The organism is Companilactobacillus sp. FL22-1 (assembly GCF_043951805.1).
GTDB lineage: Bacteria > Bacillota > Bacilli > Lactobacillales > Lactobacillaceae > Companilactobacillus.
In genome coordinates this window covers 174,364-196,884 of record NZ_JBINJY010000007.1, presented here as the reverse complement: position 1 = coordinate 196,884, position 22,521 = coordinate 174,364, and the positions used below count along the sequence as shown (strand labels likewise).

At 37.1% G+C, this 22,521-nt stretch carries 14 protein-coding genes; 13 read left to right on the top strand and 1 reads right to left on the bottom strand.

Annotated elements, in window-relative coordinates:
• Nucleotides 1-564, bottom strand: a 564-nt coding sequence (locus ACG72T_RS07735) for an aldo/keto reductase (RefSeq protein WP_395265611.1), incomplete at its 3' end; no start/stop codon positions are given.
• Nucleotides 565-710: 146 nt separating this feature from the next.
• Here ACG72T_RS07735 and ACG72T_RS07730 point away from each other — a divergent pair.
• The 13 genes from ACG72T_RS07730 to ACG72T_RS07670 all read left to right on the top strand — a co-directional run bounded on the left by ACG72T_RS07730 (nucleotide 711) and on the right by ACG72T_RS07670 (nucleotide 22,176).
• Complete coding sequence (locus ACG72T_RS07730) at nucleotides 711-1,514, top strand: aldo/keto reductase (RefSeq protein WP_395265610.1); 804 nt, start codon at nucleotides 711-713, stop codon at nucleotides 1,512-1,514.
• A 267-nt stretch (nucleotides 1,515-1,781) separates the two neighbouring features.
• Nucleotides 1,782-2,510, top strand: coding sequence for an SDR family oxidoreductase (locus ACG72T_RS07725; RefSeq protein ID WP_395265609.1), 729 nt, complete (start codon nucleotides 1,782-1,784; stop codon nucleotides 2,508-2,510).
• An 882-nt stretch (nucleotides 2,511-3,392) separates the two neighbouring features.
• Nucleotides 3,393-5,789 carry a phosphoenolpyruvate synthase gene (gene ppsA, locus ACG72T_RS07720; protein ID WP_395265607.1) on the top strand — a complete coding sequence of 799 codons (2,397 nt, stop codon included), beginning with the start codon at nucleotides 3,393-3,395 and terminating at the stop codon, nucleotides 5,787-5,789.
• Between the two features lie 470 nt (nucleotides 5,790-6,259).
• Nucleotides 6,260-8,182, top strand: coding sequence for a BglG family transcription antiterminator (locus ACG72T_RS07715; protein ID WP_395265606.1), 1,923 nt, complete (start codon nucleotides 6,260-6,262; stop codon nucleotides 8,180-8,182).
• The gene (locus ACG72T_RS07710; protein WP_395265605.1) at nucleotides 8,175-8,639 is read left to right on the top strand and encodes a PTS sugar transporter subunit IIA; all 465 of its coding nucleotides are present in this window, start codon (nucleotides 8,175-8,177) and stop codon (nucleotides 8,637-8,639) included. Before ACG72T_RS07715 ends, ACG72T_RS07710 begins: the two co-directional genes overlap by 8 nt.
• Before the next feature lie 25 nt (nucleotides 8,640-8,664).
• Entirely contained in the window at nucleotides 8,665-9,879 is a 1,215-nt protein-coding gene (locus ACG72T_RS07705; protein ID WP_395265604.1) for a PTS fructose transporter subunit IIC, read from the top strand.
• Nucleotides 9,880-10,392: 513 nt separating this feature from the next.
• Nucleotides 10,393-12,843, top strand: coding sequence for an SLAP domain-containing protein (locus ACG72T_RS07700; RefSeq protein WP_395265603.1), 2,451 nt, complete (start codon nucleotides 10,393-10,395; stop codon nucleotides 12,841-12,843).
• Between the two features lie 70 nt (nucleotides 12,844-12,913).
• Entirely contained in the window at nucleotides 12,914-13,411 is a 498-nt protein-coding gene (locus tag ACG72T_RS07695) for a VanZ family protein (RefSeq protein ID WP_395265602.1), read from the top strand.
• Nucleotides 13,412-14,110: 699 nt separating this feature from the next.
• Complete coding sequence (locus ACG72T_RS07690; protein WP_395265601.1) at nucleotides 14,111-15,457, top strand: purine-cytosine permease family protein; 1,347 nt, start codon at nucleotides 14,111-14,113, stop codon at nucleotides 15,455-15,457.
• A gap of 26 nt (nucleotides 15,458-15,483) precedes the next feature.
• Nucleotides 15,484-16,605, top strand: a complete 1,122-nt coding sequence (locus ACG72T_RS07685) for a DUF917 domain-containing protein (protein ID WP_395265600.1) — start codon at nucleotides 15,484-15,486, stop codon at nucleotides 16,603-16,605.
• Complete coding sequence (locus ACG72T_RS07680) at nucleotides 16,598-18,154, top strand: hydantoinase/oxoprolinase N-terminal domain-containing protein (RefSeq protein ID WP_395265599.1); 1,557 nt, start codon at nucleotides 16,598-16,600, stop codon at nucleotides 18,152-18,154. Before ACG72T_RS07685 ends, ACG72T_RS07680 begins: the two co-directional genes overlap by 8 nt.
• A 522-nt stretch (nucleotides 18,155-18,676) precedes the next feature.
• Nucleotides 18,677-20,398, top strand: coding sequence for an ABC transporter ATP-binding protein (locus tag ACG72T_RS07675; protein WP_395265598.1), 1,722 nt, complete (start codon nucleotides 18,677-18,679; stop codon nucleotides 20,396-20,398).
• Nucleotides 20,395-22,176 (top strand): ABC transporter ATP-binding protein, encoded by a 1,782-nt coding sequence (locus tag ACG72T_RS07670; protein WP_395265597.1) that lies wholly within the window; start codon nucleotides 20,395-20,397, stop codon nucleotides 22,174-22,176. The genes ACG72T_RS07675 and ACG72T_RS07670 overlap by 4 nt, the downstream gene beginning before the upstream one ends.
• Nucleotides 22,177-22,521: the final 345 nt, after the last annotated feature.

Below are 22,521 nucleotides of genomic sequence, written 5' to 3'. Positions count from 1 at the left end.
TCCTAATTGTTTAAAGAGAGCAATAGCTTTTTTCATTTCAGGGACCTCATAATTGGAAACACCAACGTACAAAGCTTTGCCTGACCGAACTATGTCGTCTAAAGCACGAACGGTTTCTTCAATTGGAGTCTGATCGTCATAGCGATGAGCATAGTAAATATCAACATAATCAAGGTTTAATCTCTGTAATGAGTCATTGATACCCTGAATCAGCGACTTACGAGAAGTACCAATTCCGTAAGGACCATCATGGATTTCATAACCGACCTTAGTGGAAATAACTAATTCATCACGGTAGGCCTTTAAATCATCTTTTAGAATTTGGCCCAATAATTCCTCGGAGCTACCAAAGCCAGTTTGACCATTACCGTAATGATTGGCCACATCAAAGTGAAAGATTCCCTTGTCAAAGGCATGTAAAATTACGTCCCGACGATCACTAAGTGGGTCAGCACTACCAAAATGGCGCCAAAGTCCTAAAGAAATCGGTGGTAACATCAAACCAGAATTACCGGCATGACGAACTTGTTGGTTATCGTAACGACTTTCTGCTGCATGATACATTTTCAAAACCTCCTCTGGATATTTTATATCTCAAGGATAACGCTAAAGTTCATTAAAAAAATAGCGTAAGACATTTCGGAAGCGAAAAAATCTAAAAAAATATATAATTGTATATAGTGATATTTATAAAATGTGGGAGGATAAGTATGGAATATCAAAAATTAAGTAATGGCGTTTCCATTCCAGTATTAGGCTTTGGAACTTATGAAATAAAGAGGTCTGAAGTAGCTGAAGCAATGAAGGGTGCTTTGGATGCCGGATATCGTCACTTTGATTGTGCACATATTTATGGCAATGAAGTTGAAGTAGGTCAAGCCCTAAAAGCTTCAGATGTTAAACGTGAAGATTTATTTATTACCTCAAAAGTTTGGAATTCCGATCAAGGCTATGACAAGACCTTGGCTGCCTTTGAGCAAACTTTGAAGGACCTGCAACTAGATTATTTGGATCTTTATTTGATTCACTGGCCAAATAATGACAACTTCGATTTAACCTTAGATACTTGGAAAGCCTTAGAAACACTTTACGATCAAGGTAAAGTTAAAGCTATCGGTGTTTCAAACTTCTCTGAAGCACAATTGAAGCAAGTCTTTGATATGTGCAAAGTTAAACCAATGGTCAACCAGATCGAACGTCATCCTTACAAGACCCAAGTAGAATTGGCTAAGTTTGATCGTGATAATGGCATTATCAATGAAGGCTACTCACCAATTGGCCACGGTCATTTGATTTTGGAAGACGAAACCATCAATAAGATTGCCAAAGTCCACGAAAAGACTGCCGCTCAAGTAGTGCTTCGTTGGCAAGTAGATACAGGCTTTGTTATTTTCCCTAAATCATCTAATATCGATCACGTTAAGGCTAACTTTGATATCTTTGACTTTAAGTTAACAGATGACGAAATTGAAGCTATTAATGGCTTGGATCAAGATAAACATTTGAATTATTAATTGGTAAAACTATATTTAGTTATTTAAAAATACCCCCTTAAATATGGGTCTAAACTTTATCGTGTTGGTAGATGATTTCTACTGGCACGATTTTTTTTGACCAATCAAAAAAGGACATCAAGAAAAAGAATCATACCAATTAAGGTATGATTCTTAGAAATAGGTCTCACCAACACGATTTGACTTAGACCCTTTTTGTCTTGTCCTCACGTTACGTTAGGGGGTACTATTACAACCATCATAACAAAATAACAAATGAGGGCAATTATGGATAAGAAAATCACATTGATAACAGGTGCGAACAAGGGCATGGGGTTTGAATTAGCTCTTGAATTAGGCAAAGCAGGGCAGTTCATCTTATTAGGTGCAAGAAATAAACAGTTAGGACAAGAAGCAATCAAAAAATTACAATCTAATGGGATTGAGACTGATTTGGTATTAATAGATGTTACAAATGAAGAAAGTATTAAAGCTACAACAAAATACATTGAACAAAAATATGGTCGTATTGACATCCTAATTAACAATGCTGGTATTGCACTAGATAATCACGAGAAACCTTCAAAGATTAAATTGGATATTGTAAGAAAAGACTTTGATGTTAATTTCTTTGGTTTGATCAGTGTCACTCAAAATATCATTCCACTCATGAGAAAAGCTAAAACTGCAAAAATAATTAATATTTCTAGTGAAGTTGGTTCCTTGACTTTATCCTCTGACCCTAGTGTGCATCGACATACGGCGGTTGGTTATCAAGCATCTAAAGCTGCGGTTAATATGTTTACAGTAGATTTAGCGAATGAACTAAGCGACACCAACATAACTGTTAATGCGGTGAACCCAGGCTGGGTAGATACAACTTTTGCTGGTGGCGGTGGTCAAAGTGGTCAAAAAACCGTACAGCAAGGTGTTGCTAGGACTGTTGAAATAGCAACCGATGAATCAAACGAAGTAAGTGGTACGTTCTCTGATACTAAAGGTATTGTTCCTTGGTAGAAGACATATTTTGCAGTTACATACTTCAGTAATTCTTGGGGCTGTGTTCTAACAAACAAGAAGTTCAAGAAATTCTCACATACGAGAAAATCTTGAACTTTTTTCGAGTTCTTGATTAGCTATTTCGCAAAAAGAGTAGCAAAGATAGCCAATGACGAATTGTCCTTACTAAACTTATTATCCATCTTTATATCTAGAATTTTATCCTCTTCAAGTTGCTCAAGAACATCTATCGGGTCTTCGGTGCTTTTTAGTTTGAACATAGGGGAAATCTAACCATATTGGCTTTTGATGTGATCCTGTCTTTATAGATACTATTTAATATCGAATATTGTTGTAATACTTTAATCTTTGATCTTATTCTTTGGATTGATATAAAAATCGTGTCAGTAGAATTAATCTACCCACACGATAAAGAATAAAGAAGCTAGATTTATTATTCTAAAGAAATGGCGAGAACAAGCAAATACAAAATAATTGTGCGTTTGCACAAAAATCTCAAAAAACAAGATGATCATCAATCCCAAAAAGGGACCAAATCGTAGATAGAGATAGCTTTTTTTAAACCATTTTATTTGAAGAAACTGTTCAAATTGGTTGACTTTGTTAATTTAATAACAATTGTATGTAATTGTTATTAAAAAAGCTAATATAAAATTGGATTTTTTAAAAACCTATTAGATAGCGGTCTATCTGCATTTAACTTTATCAAATTTATTTTGGATTAAATGACTATGGAAAAGCTTTTTTTATTGAAATCAAAAAATGGGTTACTATTTGTGAATATATGAACTATAATAAAAACGTAATCAATATTACTTGAATAAAGTAATTAGCTTCTTTTCATAGTGTGTTTATCAAATTTTAGATGGAGGTAGTATTATGAGCGACAGAGATACTGCAAACGTTTTATGGTTCGATGAATTACATCGTAAAGATGTCAACTTAGTCGGGGGCAAATCATCTTCATTAGGAGAAATGACTTCTTCAATGAATGTTCCGGTTCCTTATGGATTTGCCACAACGGACCACGCATATCGTTACTTTATGGAACAAACTGGTTTGAATGATAAAGTTAACGAATTGCTGGAAGGAATTAAAGACTACGAAGATTCTGACGAGTTGCATGCAACTTGTGAAAAGATCAGAAACTTGATTGTTGATGCTCAAATGCCAGCAGATTTGGCAAACGACATTAATAAAGCATACGCTGATCTAGGGGACAAAATGGGGCAAGAGAATCCATTCGTTGCTATTCGTTCTTCAGCCACAGCAGAAGATTTGCCTAACGCATCATTTGCTGGACAACAAGAGTCCTATCTGAATATCAAAGGACAGTTGGACGTAGTTAACCGGGTTCAACAATGTTATTCATCATTATTCACTGACCGTGCAACATATTATCGTCACAAGCAAGGCTTCTCACACGAAAAAGTTGCTCTTTCAGCAGCAGTTCAGATGATGGTCTTTTCAAAGGCTTCAGGAATTATGTTCTCAGTTAATGTAGCTAATGGTGACAATTCTAAGATCGTGATCGATGCAATTTATGGTTTAGGTGAGTACATTGTTCTTGGAAAGGTTACACCAAACCACTTTGTAATCGATAAGCAATCAATGAAAATCGTTGATCGTAACATCATCAAACAACCAGTTGAATTGATGAGAGTTACGAATGGTGGAACAGTTGAGCAAGAAGTTCCAAGCGATATTCAAGATAAACAAGTTTTGACAGATGACCAAGTAATTGAATTAGCAGGCTATGCTAAAGAGATCGAACGTCACTATGGATGTTATATGGATATGGAATTCGCTTTGGACTCCAATACCAACAAGCTTTGGATCGTTCAAGCTCGTCCTGAAACAGTTTGGTCACAAAAGAAGAAGAAAAATAGTGCCGAAGACGAAGACATTGTTTCTGAAGAAGACGCTGAAGTAGCAGTTCGTGGTTTACCAGCAAGTCCTGGTTTAACTAGTGGCGTTGTTCACGTAATCGATGATCCAAAGGATATTAATGAATTTAAAGATGGCGAAGTTTTGGTAACTTTGATGACTTCACCTGACTGGGTTCCTGCAATGAAGAAGGCTGCAGCCATTGTTACAAACAGTGGTGGTATGACTTGTCACGCCGCAATCGTTTCTCGTGAAATGCAGATTCCATGTATCGTCGGGACTAAGAGTCAAGGGATTGCTGCAACTGAGGCTTTGAAGACCGGTGACGTTGTTACAGTTGATGCTAAGAATGGTATCGTTTACCGTGGAAAAGTTGAAAGTCTTTTGAAGAAATCAAATCCATCAACTCAAAATAACGCTCAAGTAGTAGCAGCTGAAACATTTGCTCCAACTGCAACTCGTGTCATGATGAACTTGGGTGATCCTGATCTAGTTGACAAATATTCATCATTGCCTGCTGACGGAATTGGTTTGATGCGTGAAGAGTTCCTCTGGACAACCTTTATTCATGAACACCCACTATATTTGATTGAACAAGGACATCCTGAGAAAGTTGTCGACATGCTTTCAAACGGAATTGCCAAGGTAGCTCGTGCAATGGCTCCAAGACCAATGGTACTTCGTCTATCAGACTTCAAGTCCAGCGAGTACCGTAAACTAAAGGGTGGCGAAAAGTATGAACCACAAGAACCAGCTGATCTATTAGGTTGGCGTGGTGCTTCTCGTTACTACGATCCAAAATATATTGAAGCCTTCAAACTAGAATTAGCTGCTGTTAAGAAAGTTAGAAACGAATATGGATTGAAGAACTTGAACGTTATGATTCCATTTGTCAGAACAGTTGATGAAGCTAGAAAAGTTACAGATATTATGAGAAATGAAGGCCTAGTTCGTGGAGCTGACTTCAAAGTTTACATGATGGCCGAAATTCCATCAAATATCATTTTGGCTGATCAATTCAATCAATTCATCGATGGTTACTCAATTGGATCAAATGACTTAGCAATGTTGATCCTTGGCTGTGATCGTAACAATGATACAGTTTCTGGCCTCTTTGACGAACGTAACTTAGCTGTTAAACGTGCTATTCGTCACTTGATCAAAGCTGCACATAAAGATGGCAAGACTGTTGGAATCTGTGGTCAAGCACCATCTGAGTATCCAGAATTCACTAACTTCTTGATTCAAAGCGGTATCGACTATGTATCTGTTAACCCTGATATGGTTAAAGAAACTAAGAGAAATGTAGCACACTTTGAACAAAGAATTATGTTGGATAAGGCAACTGGACGTGGATTAAATGATCCAACAGATTATGATTGGGATTAAGTTAAGATAGTAATCTCATCGAAAAGACAACTCAATAATTGGGTTGTCTTTTTTTTTGCTCAAAATAAGTCTTTTGACAAAGCTGATTTCTTTTCAAAATCACCTGAAAGATTGTAAAGTTTGATTCAAATAAAAGGTTAAGATTATTTATTTGCTCATAATTTAACAATCATACAACTTAATATATGAAAAATAAATTATTAAAAATCGAAAATGGAGGTTGTCTAAATTTCGTTTGATAATTAAATTGCTTTGCCTAAATTAAATAAATTTGTTTACTAAATGTTTAAACATGTTATTATGTTAAAGTTCCCCTCAAATAGCTGAATAACTGGGAGATTTGATTTACACGAGGAGCCTGTTTACGCAAACTTTTAACTATTAAATATTAAAATATCTTTCGGTATTTAAAGAATAATTTTTCGTATTATATGTAAGGGCTATCAGCTAGAAGAGAAAGGAGGCCTATCGTGATTATTTCTGATCTAGAAATTGACATAAGTAAGTACATTTGGAATAAATCAACAGCACATTATTCTGACCTTGAAAAAAACTTTGAAATCTCTAAGCCAACCATTTCAAAATATTTGTCAAATATCGCTTCGTACGTGGATAGTTTAGGCATCAATTTGAAACTGGTTCGAGACCGAGGTAAGGGAATATATTTCGTAGGCAAGCGGGCTGATTTTGAGAAAGAATTTGTATATCAAGATTCTTGGAATCCTATCACACCCAAGGATCGAAGGATGTACATTCTTGCCTCATTATTGTTTGAAAAGCGGACGATCACAATCTCTGAATTGACTGGGAAGTTGTTCGTTAGTCAAAGAAGTATTGAAAACGACCTTGCCTGGTTGCGAAAGTTTTTGGCAGATAATAATGGTGCTTTGATCAATAATTCTGGATACTTGCGTTTAAAAATGCCAGAGGATTACTTATATGCATTCATGATTGACGTTTTTCACAATTATTGGGGAGAAGATTTGAATCAAAGTAATAAAAACAACGTAATTCTACCACCAATTTTGAGCAACTTTTTCAGCAAAGAGACTGCCGAAAGAATATTTCGATTCGTTGACCAGTTCTTGGAATATTACCATTTTAGGACAACGGAATATGAATACACCTCTTTGGTGATATATCTGTTGATTCAATACACGTTGTTCAGTAATTCAAGCTTTTTCTTACGTGATCGAGAGACTGAATATCATGCAACGCCGTTAGAACATGAAACTGATTGTCTAGCCAGCAGTTTTGAAGAAAAATTTCAATATATCTTTTCTGCTGATCAAAAGAGATTTCTGAATAATTTCGTAATTTTGATCAAGTTGGAAAATAGCGAATCTCTTCAATTCGACGAGGACAATGAGATCGAAGCTATCAAAAAACTGATTATCGGACCAGATACACACGTCAATATTTATGATGATCAATTTCTAGATGGTGTCAGCAAGCATATTTCAATGGCAATCAAGCGAATCAAGTTTGGGATGCACACAGTCAACCCCTATACTGAGAATTTCAAACGTTCATATCCGCTTGCCTTTGAAGAGGCACTGGAATTATCTAGCAAGATTCAACAAAAATTTGATGTTGTCTTCAAAGATAATGAGATTGCTTATATAGGAATGTATTTCGAATCTTTTAGCGAACGTAAAGGCATCGTCGGTGAAAAAGTATCGGCCGCGATAGTTTGTAATTCTGGAATCGGAACAGCTAAGTTTTTGGAAGAAAAAATCAACCAAAATTTACATGATTCTGTGAAAGTGAAGGCAATTTATACTTTGCATGAATTACCTAAGGAAAACATTGCAACTGACATTATCATTTCCACCGTGGCTTTGCTCAATGCACCCAAACCTGCTGTCTTAGTAACGCCATTTTTGAACGCATCTGATCGAGAATCGATTTTGGAGTTAGTTTCCAATATCAAACAAGCCAACCTACCACCAACACCTTTTAAGGAATTACTGAGACCTGACTTGATAATTTTCAATGAAACTGGCAGTGATTATCAAGCCGTTCTTAAGCAAATTACCACTCAAGCTGTTGACTTAAAGTTGGCCAAAGACGGAATTTTTCAAGCAGCAGTCAAGCGAGAACTTTTGTCCAGTACAGCCATTGATGGGATCGCTTTGCCACACAGTACAACTGATTTTGTTGAGAAACCATTCATTGGCATTATTAAATCACAAGCAGGTATCGATTGGTTAGGAACGACGATTCATTTAGCTTTCTTCATGGGGTTAAAAGGAATCGATACGGCTAGTTTGAAAAAAATCTATCATCAATTGAATAAATTAGTTGAGAACAAACCTTTGATCAATCAACTTTTAATCAGTGATGATCCGCAAGAAATTATTGATTTATTAGGAGCAAATGACTTTGACTAAACAAATACTTGAACCTGATTATATTTTTACTGACATTGAGATGGGTACCAATACTAAAGATGATGCTTTGAAAATGATAGCCAATTTACTCGCATCCCAAATCGATGTCAGTGAATCAGAGTTAGAAGATGGTCTTTTTGAGCGAGAAGAGCTTGGTACAACGGGCTTCATTCACGGTTTAGCCATTCCACATGCGGTTGTGTCGACACTTGACGAACCAATAGTTGGTATCTTTACATTCAAGGAAGAGGTGCAATGGGAGGCACTTGATGGTAATGGCGTAAGAATTGTTTTCGTACTGCTAACCCCTAAGAATACGACTGACAACGAACACTTGAAATTATTGTCGCAGTTGTCCCGAAATCTAGTTAAAACTGAATATATTGAAAGAATTCTACGTAATCTATCGAATCCGAAAGTTCTTTACGCAATGGTTGCAGAAGTGGTAAATGAGTAACTAAAGTTGAAAAGGGGATGGATCAATGACTACCTTAGTTGGGGTAACTAAATGTCCAGTGGGAATTGCCCACACATACATGGCGGCTGAGAAATTGGAAGAAGCTGCCAAGAAGTTAGGTTATACGAAAGTTAAGATTGAAACTGAAGGTGCTTCGGGGACAGAAAACACTTTGAGTTTAGAAGATATTGTGAACGCCGATGCCATAGTTTTCGGTGCTGACGTGACTGTCGATGATATTCAAAGATTCGATGGCGAAAAAGTTGTTTTTGGTGACACTACCACGGCTATTAAAGATCCGGAATCATTAATCAAACTTTGTGAAACGGCTCCGGTGTATCATGTTGGAAATTTTTTGGATAACAATGAGAATGAAACGACTGTAAAAACAACAAAAAAAACTCAACAATCACCAGTTGTTAAGCAATTATTAAATGGAGTTTCACACATGATTCCTTTCGTTGTAATAGGGGGATTATTCATTGCATTATCGATTGCCTTTGGTGGCCATCCGACAAGCAGTGGCATGGTGATTCCTAAAGGTACGGTTTGGTCAGTTATGAATCAAGTCGGAGTTTTAGGATTTACTTTGATGATTCCAGTCCTAGCTGGATATATTGCCGATGCGATTGCAGGACGGGCTGCCTTAGCTCCAGTAATGATCAGTGCTTTAGTCGCTAATAGTCCCGACATATTAGGGACAAAAGCCGGAACAGGTTTTCTAGGCGCCATCTTGATTGGTTTTGCGGGTGGTTATCTAGTTAAATGGATCAATACTTGGAAGGTGCCAAAAGAATTACGCCCGATAATGCCAATCTTTATAATTCCATTATTAGGAACGGCAATTTTATCAGGAGCCTTTGTCTATTTGTTAGGTCAGCCAATTTCTTGGTTGATGACCGCTTTAGAATCATTATTGAAAGCTTTATCTGCCAACCCTTCAACCAGTATTTTACTTGGAGGAATCATGGGATTAATGGTCGCATCTGACATGGGTGGCCCAATCAATAAAGTCGCTTTCTTGTTTGGAGTTGCTTCCATTACGGCCAATGCTCCTCAAATAATGGGTATTGTAGCTTGTGCAATTCCAGTACCTCCATTAGTAGTTGGAATTGCTACCTTGATTAACGGTAAAAACTTCAGTTCAGATGAAAGAGCTGCAGCTGTTCCTGCCGTTTTAATGGGACTAATTGGGATTACTGAGGGTACGATTCCTTCAGCAACCGCTAATCCCAAATGAGTTTTCCCTTCAATTCTCTTAGGTTCCGCAGTTGCTGGAATCTTCGGTGCAATTTTCAAAATAACTGATGTTGTACCGCATGGTGGCCCGATTGTCGGAGTTCTTGGGGCAACCAATAATCTATTTTTATTCTTTTTAGCAATTATTATTGGAGTAGCTGTAGGCGTTGGCCTTTTAACAGCTCTTCAAAGCCGATCAGTTCATGTCACAAAGCCTGATGTAGACTGAGAAATTAATATTCCGTTACTAATATGGGAGCAAGACAAAAAAGGTTTTGCTGCCGAGCATTAATGTAAATAGAGTGGTGACTCAATTTTGAGTTGCTGCTCTATTTGCGCTTTTAGCAAAAGGATTTTTCCAAAATGTCATTTCGGAATAAAATGGCTTGGCTGTAGTTATTAATGGAATATTGCTTTAACCGGTCAGTGGAAGGTAATGGTTAATGATTCATTCTTGTTTAAACATGCACTAAAATGAGCGCGAAAACAAAGAAAAGAGTGGATTGAAATGTTAATGAATAAAAAGAGTTTATATTTTGGTGTTTCATTATTTTCAGCAATCATTTTAGGTTCAGTTTCAAGCCAAAGTGTTAAAGCAGCGACCACGGATTCCTCGACTGCAGCGACACCAGTAACGACCCAATCACAAGCTTCAACAGCAACAACTCCAACACCAACGACCGATTCGAAAGTGTCGGCCACTGCGACAGATACAGCAGCAGATACAACCACACCTAAAACGGTAACTTCAACTACAAATACGGTTTCAACTGTTGCGGCCACAACCAATCCAAGCGCGACTGGGGCAACTGCAACGAGCTCGAGTTCTAGTACTGTTAGTTCGACATCTACCATCAATATCGTTAAAAATCCTGTAGCAGCACCAACTGCAAGTGTTGCTCCTGGTGCTACTAGTCAAACTCCATCACAACCAACACCACCTGTAACAAGCACAGATAATACAACGAATCCTTATGCAATCCCCAGCAATGTGACCGATGATACAGTCGTTAAGTTTGCCGATCCGTTATTAGGTGACATTGTTAAAAACAGCTTTGGTCTGATGCCAACTCAGGATCTGACTGTTGGTGAAGTTAAAAAAATTCTCCCAAACAATGTGTTAATCAGTGAAACCAATTATCTTTTACGTCAAAATAAGACACAAACTTCGATGTCTGATGACCAAGATACACCGATTGAGAGTCTTGATGGTATGCAATATTTGCAGTTGATGCCAGCTAAATCAACTTTAAGTTTTCAAGTTGATTTAGCAGCTGATGACAAAGCTAATCCTGATTTGCGCCCCTTGGAGAATATTCCTTTTCAAAGTTTAACCCTTTCAGGGAATTTTAGTTCGCCCAAGGGTCAACAAATCGATGTAAATCAACTGAGCAATTTGGACCTTAGTAGAGCAACTGATCTTGAACTAAATGGTGACCCCAAGGTTTCAGTTAATAGTGGTTTGAATGATCAGGAACTAAAAGCCGTTGAACCAACTTTGGATAAATATGCAGATAATGGGCAAAGCAGTCATTTAATTGAATTGACTAATTCACAAATTACTGATTTCTCGCCACTACAGGGGACTTCGACCGGTAATAGTGTGACGGCCATTGCTTCAAATGATACGATCGGAATTGCAACACCAGTTTACGCCGTTGAAAATCAACCGATTAGTTTTACCGCACCAAAAATCATTGGCATAAATGGTAAAGATATCGCTGACACTTATCATTTTAGTTACACAGTCGCTAAAGCAGGTCTTGCTGATGATAATTTAACCAATCTTGGCAATGATAATTACGTTTTGAAGACACCAGATTCGTCGGCTGCACAGTTGACTTATGGACATATTGGCTGGGACTATTCGACAAATCCTGACGCCTATGTCGCTCAGACAGTTGGTAATACAACTTTCGATACCATTATTACTAACGTTCAACCATTGATTTGGCAAAAGAATCCAACAGTCACGATCAATTACTTAGATGCCAGCGGTAAACCAATCGAACAAAATGGTCAAGCTTTAACCAAGGTCGTCGCCGGTACAACAATTGGTAGTCCTTATGATTTAACTGCTGATAGTGAGGTGGAAGGTTATTCATTGACTAGTGACGCTGGCCTTTTGAAAGGTAGCTTTACTCAAAATCCTCAGGTAGTCAATCTAGTCTTCAGTCAAAACCCCGTTCAATCCGCTCCTTCTGTCGAAACACCAGTGATTACTCCAACAACAGCTCCAACTAAGCCTCAACTAGTTCAAGTTAAAATGGTTGATAAAAACACCACTGTTGGTAGTAATTTAGCAGCAATTGGTGTGCAAGGAACAACTGAGGTCAATGGTAAACTCTTTTACTTATCAAAAGGTGAGTACATTGCGGCTAGTGACTACGAAGCTGTTTTGCCAGGAGCGGGACAGTTAAAGACCTTTAACAAAGAGACAACTCTTTTTGACAGCAAAGGTCAGCCGATTAAAGATGTTTTGACACCAAATAGTGGATGGAAGTTCGATCAAATCGTCGCCATCAATGGACAGGCCTTTTATCGAGTGGCGACTGATGAATACTTGTCCGCAGATGAGAGTATTGTCTTTAAACCAGTTGATGCAAAGAGTGTCGTCACGGTACCAAGTAATACAATGCTCTATAATTCTCAAGGTCAATTGCTAAGCCAAGGCTTAAAAGCAGGTAGTAGCTGGAATACTGATGGTTACGTATTGATCAATGGGGTCAAAATGTATCGAGTAGCTACAGACGCTTATGTCAAAGTTGATGGAATTGTCGCTACAGAACCAGTTTCTACTATCTATCAGGCAGATCAAGAAGTTCAATTGTACGATGCTCAAGGGACACCTATCAAGGAAACTTTGCCAGCTAAGAGTTCTTGGAAAGTTGATCAAGTATTGTACTTGCATGGTCAAGAATATTTTCGTGTTGGCAAAGATGAATACATCAAAGTTCAATCTTGAGTCGATTTTGTTTTTGAGGATAAATATGGTAGCATAGCGGTCTAAATGAAAGTTTTATAAGAGGCCCAAAATGCGATGGATACCAATAACAATTATTCTAATAATCTTAAGTTGTGTCACGTTATTTGTGGTCCATCAATATAAAAACTCTAAACATTTTCCATTAGCATTGTTAACAATGCTTTACCTGATAGGAATCAGTGCTATTTTGTTCACGCCCATCTCAATTGACGGATTATCTGTCCAGATCTTGCCGCCAGGGATTGGACGTGTGAATGAGACAAGGCTTTATTTTCACGACGTCGGTTTCTTTGAAAATATAATTTTAACAATTCCTCTAGGAATGATAATCAAAAAATCAGTTCCACAAATACCATTATTGATTCTGGCAGTGTTCGGCATAATTTGCAGTAGTGGTTTTGAAATAGCGCAGTATTATTTATCACATTATTTCTTGATCAATCGGACTAGTGATATTAACGATGTCATTGCTAATACGACTGGAATTATTATTGGTGGATTATTAATTATTATTTTTTCTCAATTTAAAAGTAGGATTGATAAATAAAAAAACGTAGTCGAATCAGACTTTTTCTCATAAAAAGAAATTTAAATCATCTCTCCGATTTGAAATGAACCCTTTAGTTTTGGTAAAAACTAAGGGTTTTTTTAGTGAATTCAAGTGGACAAGCCAAAAGGAGAAGTTAAGCAATTTCTCAAGTTATTCACTAAGTGAAATTGAGGTAGGAGCTTCTATGTTTTTTAAGGAAACCAATCAAAAATCTTGATTAATTACTCCGTCCCAAATTCAGACAGTATATCTGGAAATCATGGAAGAAAATCAAAATAAGATTTAAGAATCTTGTGAAACTTGGTATAACGGTAAATCAAGCAAGAACCTTCCTCATACCCGTAAGGGTTATTGTCAAGCCGCTCATACCAAGATCTAATTAAATGTCCAAACTTAAGAGTTCAGATTAATTAGGTTCCTTTTCTGAATTAAAGATATAATTAAGAATTTCAAATAAAAACTGTCAATTACTTTTTATTAGAATTCTTTAATTAATAAAAACTAATGAATGCTGGAAAATGTTCAGCTATTCCTTTATAAAAATCAAAAATCCAAATTAATGTTGACAATTTATTGCAAAAACACAAATAATCTGTTAATATTTCTAACATAAATCTAATGTTAATAATGTTTTTCTAATCTAAATCTAATCACATTAGAAACACACTACTGATATTTGATAAGGAGGATTTACATATGGATTTGGATAATGAAAAAGAACCTTTGGTAACAGAGCCACAAACTAGTGAAGGAACGTTTGACGATTATTCTACACAACGAGTTCCCAAAGAAGAACGAGATCCAATGTGGAAAATCCTGATGGTTCAAATCGGTGGATTTGTTTGTTTAAGCCAATTTATGTTGGGAGCAGAGTTAGGTTACGGTATGTCATTTAGAGATGCTGTTCTATCAACACTTATTGGAAGTGTTATTTTGCAATTTATTGCCTATGGATTAGGCTTGGCTGGTCAAAGAGAGGGATTAGCAACGAGTTTACTATCCAAATGGACAGGCTTTGGAACAATTGGTTCTGCAGTTGTTGGATTAACTTTTGCCATCAGTTTAATTGGCTGGTTTGGAATACAAAACTCTGTATTTGCTCAGGGAATTGTTTCTATCATCGGTAAAAATGCAAATTTTGGAATAGTTTCGACTATTACGGGTTTGGTGGTTACTTTGTCAGTTATTTTTGGATTCAAAGGTTTAAGCTGGACAACAAATATTTCCGTGCCAGCCTTTCTAGTTGTTTTAGGTGTCGCCATTTATAACATGATGAAGGGGCATACCATCTTTGGACTTGTAACGATGGCAGCTCCGGGTGCAGCGATGACTTTAAGTTCTGCTATTACAATGGTTACCGGTAATTTTATTGTTGGTGCAATAATCATGCCTGATCTAACACGGCGTTCTAGAAATGGTAAAGATGTTTTTTGGATTTGTGTTATCGGTACATTAGTTGGAGAACTTGGTGTCAACGTTATTGGTGTTTTGATGGCGCATGCAGTTGGAACAAGCCAAATCATGCCTATCATTTACCAATTAACAGGTATGTTTGGAATTGCTCTAATTGTTCTTTCGTCAGTTAAAGTTAATGATTTGAATTTGTATTCAGCTAGTTTGGACATTGTCAATTTCTTCAAACAAGTTTTTCATATAAATTTAAATAGAGCGTGGGTAACAATTGTAGCTGGTTGTTTAGGAACTTTCTTATCTGTTATTGGTGTTATTGATAAGTTTTCATCATTTTTAACCGTCTTGGGAGTTGTCTTCCCACCGGTTGCATCAATCATGTTTGTTGATTATTGGATTTTAAAAAGAAATAGAAAATCCCTTGATGTAAGTCGGGCTTCAGGACGATTGCCTGATGATTCAGATAAGTTCCCAATTGTTACGATTGTGGCTTGGATTGGTGGTTCGTTAATCGGATATTTTGTTACTTCGGGAATTCAATCAATAACAGTTATTATTGCTTCTGGTTTAATCTACTACATTGGAATGAAATTGTTTGGTAAGAAAACAGAAAGTACAAAAATACTTAATTAGGGTTTAAATGAAGGAGACGATAAGGCATGAGTAGAGAACTTTTTGCAGAAGATATAAAAGAAATTGCTATCGGAGCTGCACTACTAGGTTCTGGGGGTGGAGGGAATCCATATATCGGTAAGCTAATGGCACTTTCAATGATCAAGAAAAATGGACCAGTTAAATTGATTTCTCCCGAAGAGGCTCCCGATGATGAATTATTTGTTTCAGCTTCAGGGATTGGAGCTCCGGCCGTTTCCTTAGAAAAATTCCCTAATGGTAGTGAATTCAAACGTTCTTTTGAGATGTTGGAAAACTATTATGGTAAAAAGATTTATGGAACATTTCCTATTGAAGCAGGAGGAATCAACTCAATGATTCCTATTGTGGCAGCGAGTGATATGAATTTACCAATTGTAGACGCTGATGGAATGGGTAGGGCTTTTCCAGAACTTCAAATGTCAACTTTTGTTTTAGCTGGACACGATGTTACACCCATGGTCATTACTGACGAACGCGGTAATACAAATTTGATTAACACTGTCAACCCTGTGTGGGCCGAAAAAATTGGTCGTTCTACAACTGTTCAGATGGGAGCAACCGCAACAAGTGCTAGTGATGGGCTTACCGGCAGGGAGTTACGTGAAGCTGGTGTATTAGGAATTGTCACAAAAAGTCAAAAAATTGGTAATTTGATACAACATTCTAACGAATACAGTTCGATTGATGAAGCTCTGAATCAGTTACTGGAAATAACTAAGGGATATCGTCTGTTTACAGGGAAAATAATTGATATCCAACATACAACAAAAGATGGCTTTAACTTTGGTAAAACGACAATTAAAGGCTTGGATAAGAATCTTGGGATGACGGGTGAGATTGAATTCCAAAATGAAAACATTATTTTCAAGGCTGATGAACAAGTATTAGCCACGGCTCCAGATTTAATTACGATAGTAGATATTGATACTCTTCAACCTGTGACAAATGAAGAAATCAAATATGGCAAACGTGTCCATATTCTTGGTTTACCCGCCGATGATAAATGGCGAACTCCTGCAGGAATAGCATCAGTTGGTCCTCGGTACTTCAAGTATGAAGTTGACTATGTACCTATTGAAAAAAGATATCAAGATTTTGTGGAAAGTTGGGGTGAATCACATGTATAAATTAGGAATTGATGTTGGAGGAACAAATACGGATGCGGTTATTTTGGATGACAATCTGAATGTTGTATCAAGCATCAAAACTCATACAACCCAAGATATTGAAAGTGGCATTAACAATGCTATTCATCAGGTGATCGTACAGAGTAATATTCAAACCGATTATATTTCTGAAGCAATGTTGGGGACCACCCAAGCGACAAATGCAATTGTTGAACGCCAAAATCTTGGTAAAGTTGGTGTAATTAGAATTGGTTATCCAGCAACCGCTTCAATTTTGCCCTATACAGAATGGCCTAAAGATATTACCAAAATTTTGTCTGATTCCTATTCATTGGTTCATGGTGGATATGAGTTTAATGGGGATGAAATCAGTCCATTTGATGAAGATGAGGTTAGGGAAATATTAAAGAGTTGGAAAAACCGAATAGATGGAGTCGCTATTGTTGGAGTTTTCTCTTCTATTAATAATGATCAAGAAGAAAAAGTTGCAGAACTGACCCATCAAATACTTGGTAATAGTATGCCAGTTTCTTGTTCCTCAAGCATTGGATCAATTGGGTTAATTGGTCGTGAGAATGCAACAATTCTAAATACAGCATTATTCAAAGTGATTAAATTAGTTACAGATGGTTTCTGCAAAGCTTTAAAATCTGAAGGTATTACAGATGCACAGGAATACCTTTGTCAAAACGATGGAACGTTAATGTCGATTGATTATGCAAAAAGTCATCCTATTTTAACAATTGGAAGTGGCCCCACCAATAGCATTCGTGGTGCAGCATACTTATCCAAACAAAAAGAGGCATTAGTGCTGGATATCGGCGGAACAACATCTGATATTGGTGTTTTAGTCAATGGATTTCCACGTGAATCTTCTAAATCAGTAAATGTCGGTGGTATTCAAACTAATTTCCGTATGCCAGATATTCTATCTATTGGTTTAGGTGGTGGAAGCATTGTAAGACAAAAGGAAGACGGGACAGTAACAGTTGGTCCAGATAGTGTTGGATATCAAATTACTGAAAAAGCAAAAGTGTTTGGTGGAAATACTGTTACAACGACTGATATTGCGACCAAATTAGGTATGTGTGAAGTTGGCGATCCTAAATTAATTGAAGATTTGGATAATGACTTTGCATTGAAAGCAATGTCTAAGATCAAAGAAATTTTGGAGGATGGACTTGATTGTATGAAGACTAGTTCTCAAGATATTTCGGTTATCCTAGTAGGTGGTGGTGCAATAATTGCTCCACAGAATCTTCATGGAGTCTCTCATATATACACTGATCAGTATGGTGGGGTAGCAAATGCAATTGGAGCCACAATTGCTCAAATTGGTGGTGAATTCGAAAAGGTTTATCAATATGTTGATATCTCAAGAACAGATGCCATTAATGACGCAGAACGGCAAGCACGACAACAGGCTGTCAGTGCTGGTGCAATTGAAAATACTGTTTCTACAGTTTCTGTAGAAGAAATTCCACTCTCATATGCACCTGGTGATACAACTAGAGTAAAGGTTAAGGTTGTAGGTGATAGTCATAATTAAATAATTTAAGTTTAACGGTGTCTTAAGAATTAATCAGCTTGATGTTAAATAAGTAAATAAGGAGTGTTTAACTGATTGAAAATGTTAAACACTCCTTATCTCTTTTAATTTCATTAATACTATAAAGGTTATTGTTCCTTCACCTCTTGATGATTCATCATACCTCCGAGAAGACAGAAGCAATATATACATATTTAAAAATCCAAACTTAAGGATTTAAATCATATTTGGTTTTTAGTTTGATTCCTAATCACTCATGATATAAATTTCAGCAGCTTTGTTTGTAAATTTACAAGATTTAGCAATGTTAAAATTTCATTTATATTTTTATTCTTATCAAATATAATCTTGAAATTAATAATTAATCAGTGTACCATTTCTAATAACGTTTTAATTCAACTTTTATTTATCGGAGGGTCGGCTTTTTTAGCCTGGCTGGACAAGATGCTGCTGTGTTTTTAGGCGTCTTGTCCTTTTTTAACTCTCAATTTAAGGCTTGAATTAGAGAAGGAGGGAAACTCTATGAGGGTATTGCTACCATATATCAAACGTTACCGAAAAGATGTAGCCATTGCTTTGATTTCAGTCATAGCTTTAGTCTTTGCAACTCTTTGGCAACCACGGTTATTGCAAGTAGTTATGAATGCCATTTTAAATAACAATAAGACGGTTATCTTTCAGCAAGGATTAGTCTTGATCGGTTTAGCTATCGTGGGAATTTTAGCTGGAGTCATAAATACGATTTATTCGGCACGGGTCGCTTTGGGCGTGGCTACTGATTTGCGGGCTGATTTATATGAACAAATTCAGACGTTTGCTTATGCCGATGTGGAAAAATTTTCAGCTTCTAATTTAGTCGTGCGAATGACAAATGATATCAATCAGGTTCAACAGATCGTGATGGCTGGCTTTCAACAAATTAGCCGAATTCCATTGCTGTTTATCGGGGCTTTTATTTTAGCTATGGTGACCATGCCGCAACAGTGGTGGGTCTTGTTGGGTATGATGGTGATTGTTTTAAGTGTTAGTTGGTATTCTTACAAAAAGATGAGTATTTATTTTGCTCAAACTCAACAAAATATCGAAGATGTTAACACGGTTGCTCGAGAAAATTTGATGGGTATTCGTGTCGTGAAATCATTTGTTCAGGAACCCAATGAAATTTCAAAATTTTCTAAAGCCTCTGATCGGTTGACAAAAGTTACGGCAAAAATTGGCTACAACTTTGCGATTTTGATGCCAGCTTTCTTTTTAACAGCTAACATCGCAGTTGTCTTAGCCGTTTACATCGTTGGTCAAAATATTACCGTTCATCCAGCATATTTAGCTGCGATCACTAGTTTTATTTCCTATCTAATGCAAATTTTATTTGCGGTCATCAATGGTGGCTTTTTAATGATCATGGCTTCAAGAGCAAATATTTCACTGGGCCGAATTGGCGAAGTTATGGATACAAAACCAAGTATGACTTATATCGAAGGTAATAATGAACCCGTTGAAGGCGAGATCGAATTTGACCATGTAACCTTCACTTATCCAGGGGATGCAACTCCAACTTTGAAAGATATTAGTTTTAAAGCTAAAGTGGGTGAAATGATCGGAATTGTTGGCGCAACTGGGTCAGGTAAGACAACTTTGGCACAATTGATCGCACGTTTGTACGACCCTGATTCTGGAACTGTCAAAGTTGGGGGAGTTGATGTCAAACAATTGTCAGAGGCTTCTTTACGTAAAACAGTTGCTTACGTCTTGCAGCGGTCAACTTTGTTTTCAGGCACAATTTCTGCTAATTTACGACAAGTTAGATCCGATGCCAATATGGAAACAATGGCCTGGGCAGCCAACATCGCTCAAGCTTCGGAATTTATCGACCGTTTGCCAATGACTTATGATGCTCCAGTTGAAGAACGTTCTTCTAATTTCTCCGGGGGACAAAAGCAGCGACTTTCTATCACCAGAGGAGTTATTGCGGAACCAAAGATTTTGATTTTGGATGATGCGACTTCCGCTCTGGATGCTCAATCTGAAAAACTGGTCCAAGAAGCTTTGGATAAAGATTTGAAAAAGACAACTACCGTGGTTATTGCAGAAAAGATTTCTTCCATTATTAGGGCTGACCATATCTTAGTAATGGATAATGGCCAGATAGTTGGAAATGGCACTCACCATGAATTAGTTGCCAATAATGCTGTTTATCAACAAATTTATCAAACACAAAAGGCACGAGAGGAGGGAATGTCATGAGCGACTTAAAGAATGCTAGTAAATACTATGGCCATTATTTTAAAAGATATTGGTTTGGATTCTTGATGACGGCAATTTTGATTGGCATTTCTACTGCCTGTATCGTTATTGCCCCCACATATTTGGGACGAGCTGTTTCTGAATTAACAACTTACGTTCAACAGTGGACTCATACCGCAACCCATGCTAATGCTAATTTAGGTAATTTTCACAAAACCTTACTGATTTATTTAGGTCTGTATTTAGGTGATGCCGGAACGTTATTCATTGCCAGTTTGATTTTGGCCCGTATCACAGCTTATTCGACTGGTACAATGCGAGTGGGATTATTTAGAAAGATGCAACGGATGCAAGTGCAATACTTTGATTCGCACAGCGATGGTGATATTTTGGCCCGCTATACTTCTGATTTGGATAATATTTTTAATGCTTTGAATCAGGCTTTGATTGAAATCTTTTTATCAGTGGCACAATTTATCGGTTTGTTGATCGTCATGTTTGATCAGAACGTCACGATGGCTTGGGTCACGATGGCTTCCACACCGGTTGCCTTAGTTATCGCAGCCTTTGTAATGAAAAAAGCTAGCGTTGCCGTTAATCAGCAACAAGATGACTTGGGAAGTTTGAATGGTTATATCAATGAACAAGTGACCGCCCAAAAAGTCATCATTACTAATGGCTTGCAGAATGACTCCGTAAAAGGATTTCTCAAGCACAATCAAAAGGTTCGTAACTCAGCTTTAAAAGGTCAAATTTGGTCTGGAGTTTTGAATCCTTTGATGCAAGGGATGTCGCTTTTGAATACTGCCATTGTCATCTTCTTTGGTTCCTGGTTCGCCTTAAATGGTACTTTATCAACTGGGGCAGCTTTGGCCTTAGTGGTGGTCTTTGTTAACTATGCACAACAATACTATCAACCAATTATGTCGTTGACATCGCTCTATGGAATGATTCAATTAGCCATTACGGGAGCGCGCCGAGTCGATGAAGTGAGAAACCAACCAGATGAAATAGAGCCCAAACCTGGTCAAGAATTATCAGGTATTAAGCAAGAATTACAAATTGACGATGTTCATTTCAGTTATTTACCTGGCAAGGAAATTTTACACGGCGTTTCGATTTCAGTTCATAAAGGCGAGATGGTCGCATTGGTAGGACCAACTGGTTCTGGTAAGACGACCGTCATGAATTTGTTGAATCGTTTCTATGATGTTGATAGCGGATCAATTACCATTGATGGGACAGACATTCGCAAATTTTCATTAAAAGCTCTCCGTGAAAATGTTGGAATCGTTTTACAAGACCCTCAACTATTTTCGGGAACGATTGCTGACAATATCCGTTATGGAGATCCAACGGCAAGTATGGAACAAGTAATCGATGCTGCTAAGCAAGCTAATATTCATGAATTTATTACAAGTTTGCCAAATGGATATGAGACAGAGGTTTCCGATGAACAGAGTGTTTTCTCTGCCGGCCAAAAACAATTGATGTCAATTGCGAGAACGATTTTGACCAATCCACAGTTATTGATTTTGGATGAAGCGACATCAAACGTTGATACCGTTACTGAAGCTAATATCCAAGCGGCGATGGATCGAGTAATTCAAGGTCGGACTAGTTTTGTGATTGCCCATCGTTTGAAGACGATTTTGAACGCTGATAAGATCGTTGTTTTGAAGAATGGTTCAATTATTGAACAAGGTAACCATGAAGAATTGCTAAAAGAGAATGGATTCTATGCAGGATTGTATCGGAATCAGATGGTTACAGATTAAATTAAAAAATGCCAACCTCAACTATATTGTGAGATTGGTATTTTTTTTAATTAACACTATTTTGACAACGAATTCAAAACAAGAAAATTACCATTTAAAATTAGTGATGCCTTACGAAGAAGATACGGAACTTTCACGATGATTATTTTAAACTAGTCGTATTTCGGGGATTTCACGTTATCTTTATCTTTATGCTTAGTTTGGAAACCTTCTGTTCGGTAAATCTATTTAAAGATGCCTGTAATTATATGAAATTAGGATTTGTTTCAAGTTTGATTTTGTCTGGGGAATTGTTGGGATACTTTCGCTTTATCTATTTATCCTAATAAATCCAGCAATATTACT

Coding starts and splice junctions, on each gene's coding strand:
- ACG72T_RS07690 (WP_395265601.1), top strand. CDS start 14,111: ATGGATTTGGATAATGAAAAAGAACCTTTGGTAACAGAGCCACAAACT.
- ACG72T_RS07675 (WP_395265598.1), top strand. CDS start 18,677: ATGAGGGTATTGCTACCATATATCAAACGTTACCGAAAAGATGTAGCC.
- ACG72T_RS07705 (WP_395265604.1), top strand. CDS start 8,665: ATGACTACCTTAGTTGGGGTAACTAAATGTCCAGTGGGAATTGCCCAC.
- ACG72T_RS07695 (WP_395265602.1), top strand. CDS start 12,914: ATGCGATGGATACCAATAACAATTATTCTAATAATCTTAAGTTGTGTC.
- ACG72T_RS07725 (WP_395265609.1), top strand. CDS start 1,782: ATGGATAAGAAAATCACATTGATAACAGGTGCGAACAAGGGCATGGGG.
- ACG72T_RS07680 (WP_395265599.1), top strand. CDS start 16,598: ATGTATAAATTAGGAATTGATGTTGGAGGAACAAATACGGATGCGGTT.
- ACG72T_RS07730 (WP_395265610.1), top strand. CDS start 711: ATGGAATATCAAAAATTAAGTAATGGCGTTTCCATTCCAGTATTAGGC.
- ACG72T_RS07670 (WP_395265597.1), top strand. CDS start 20,395: ATGAGCGACTTAAAGAATGCTAGTAAATACTATGGCCATTATTTTAAA.
- ACG72T_RS07700 (WP_395265603.1), top strand. CDS start 10,393: ATGAATAAAAAGAGTTTATATTTTGGTGTTTCATTATTTTCAGCAATC.
- ppsA (WP_395265607.1), top strand. CDS start 3,393: ATGAGCGACAGAGATACTGCAAACGTTTTATGGTTCGATGAATTACAT.
- ACG72T_RS07685 (WP_395265600.1), top strand. CDS start 15,484: ATGAGTAGAGAACTTTTTGCAGAAGATATAAAAGAAATTGCTATCGGA.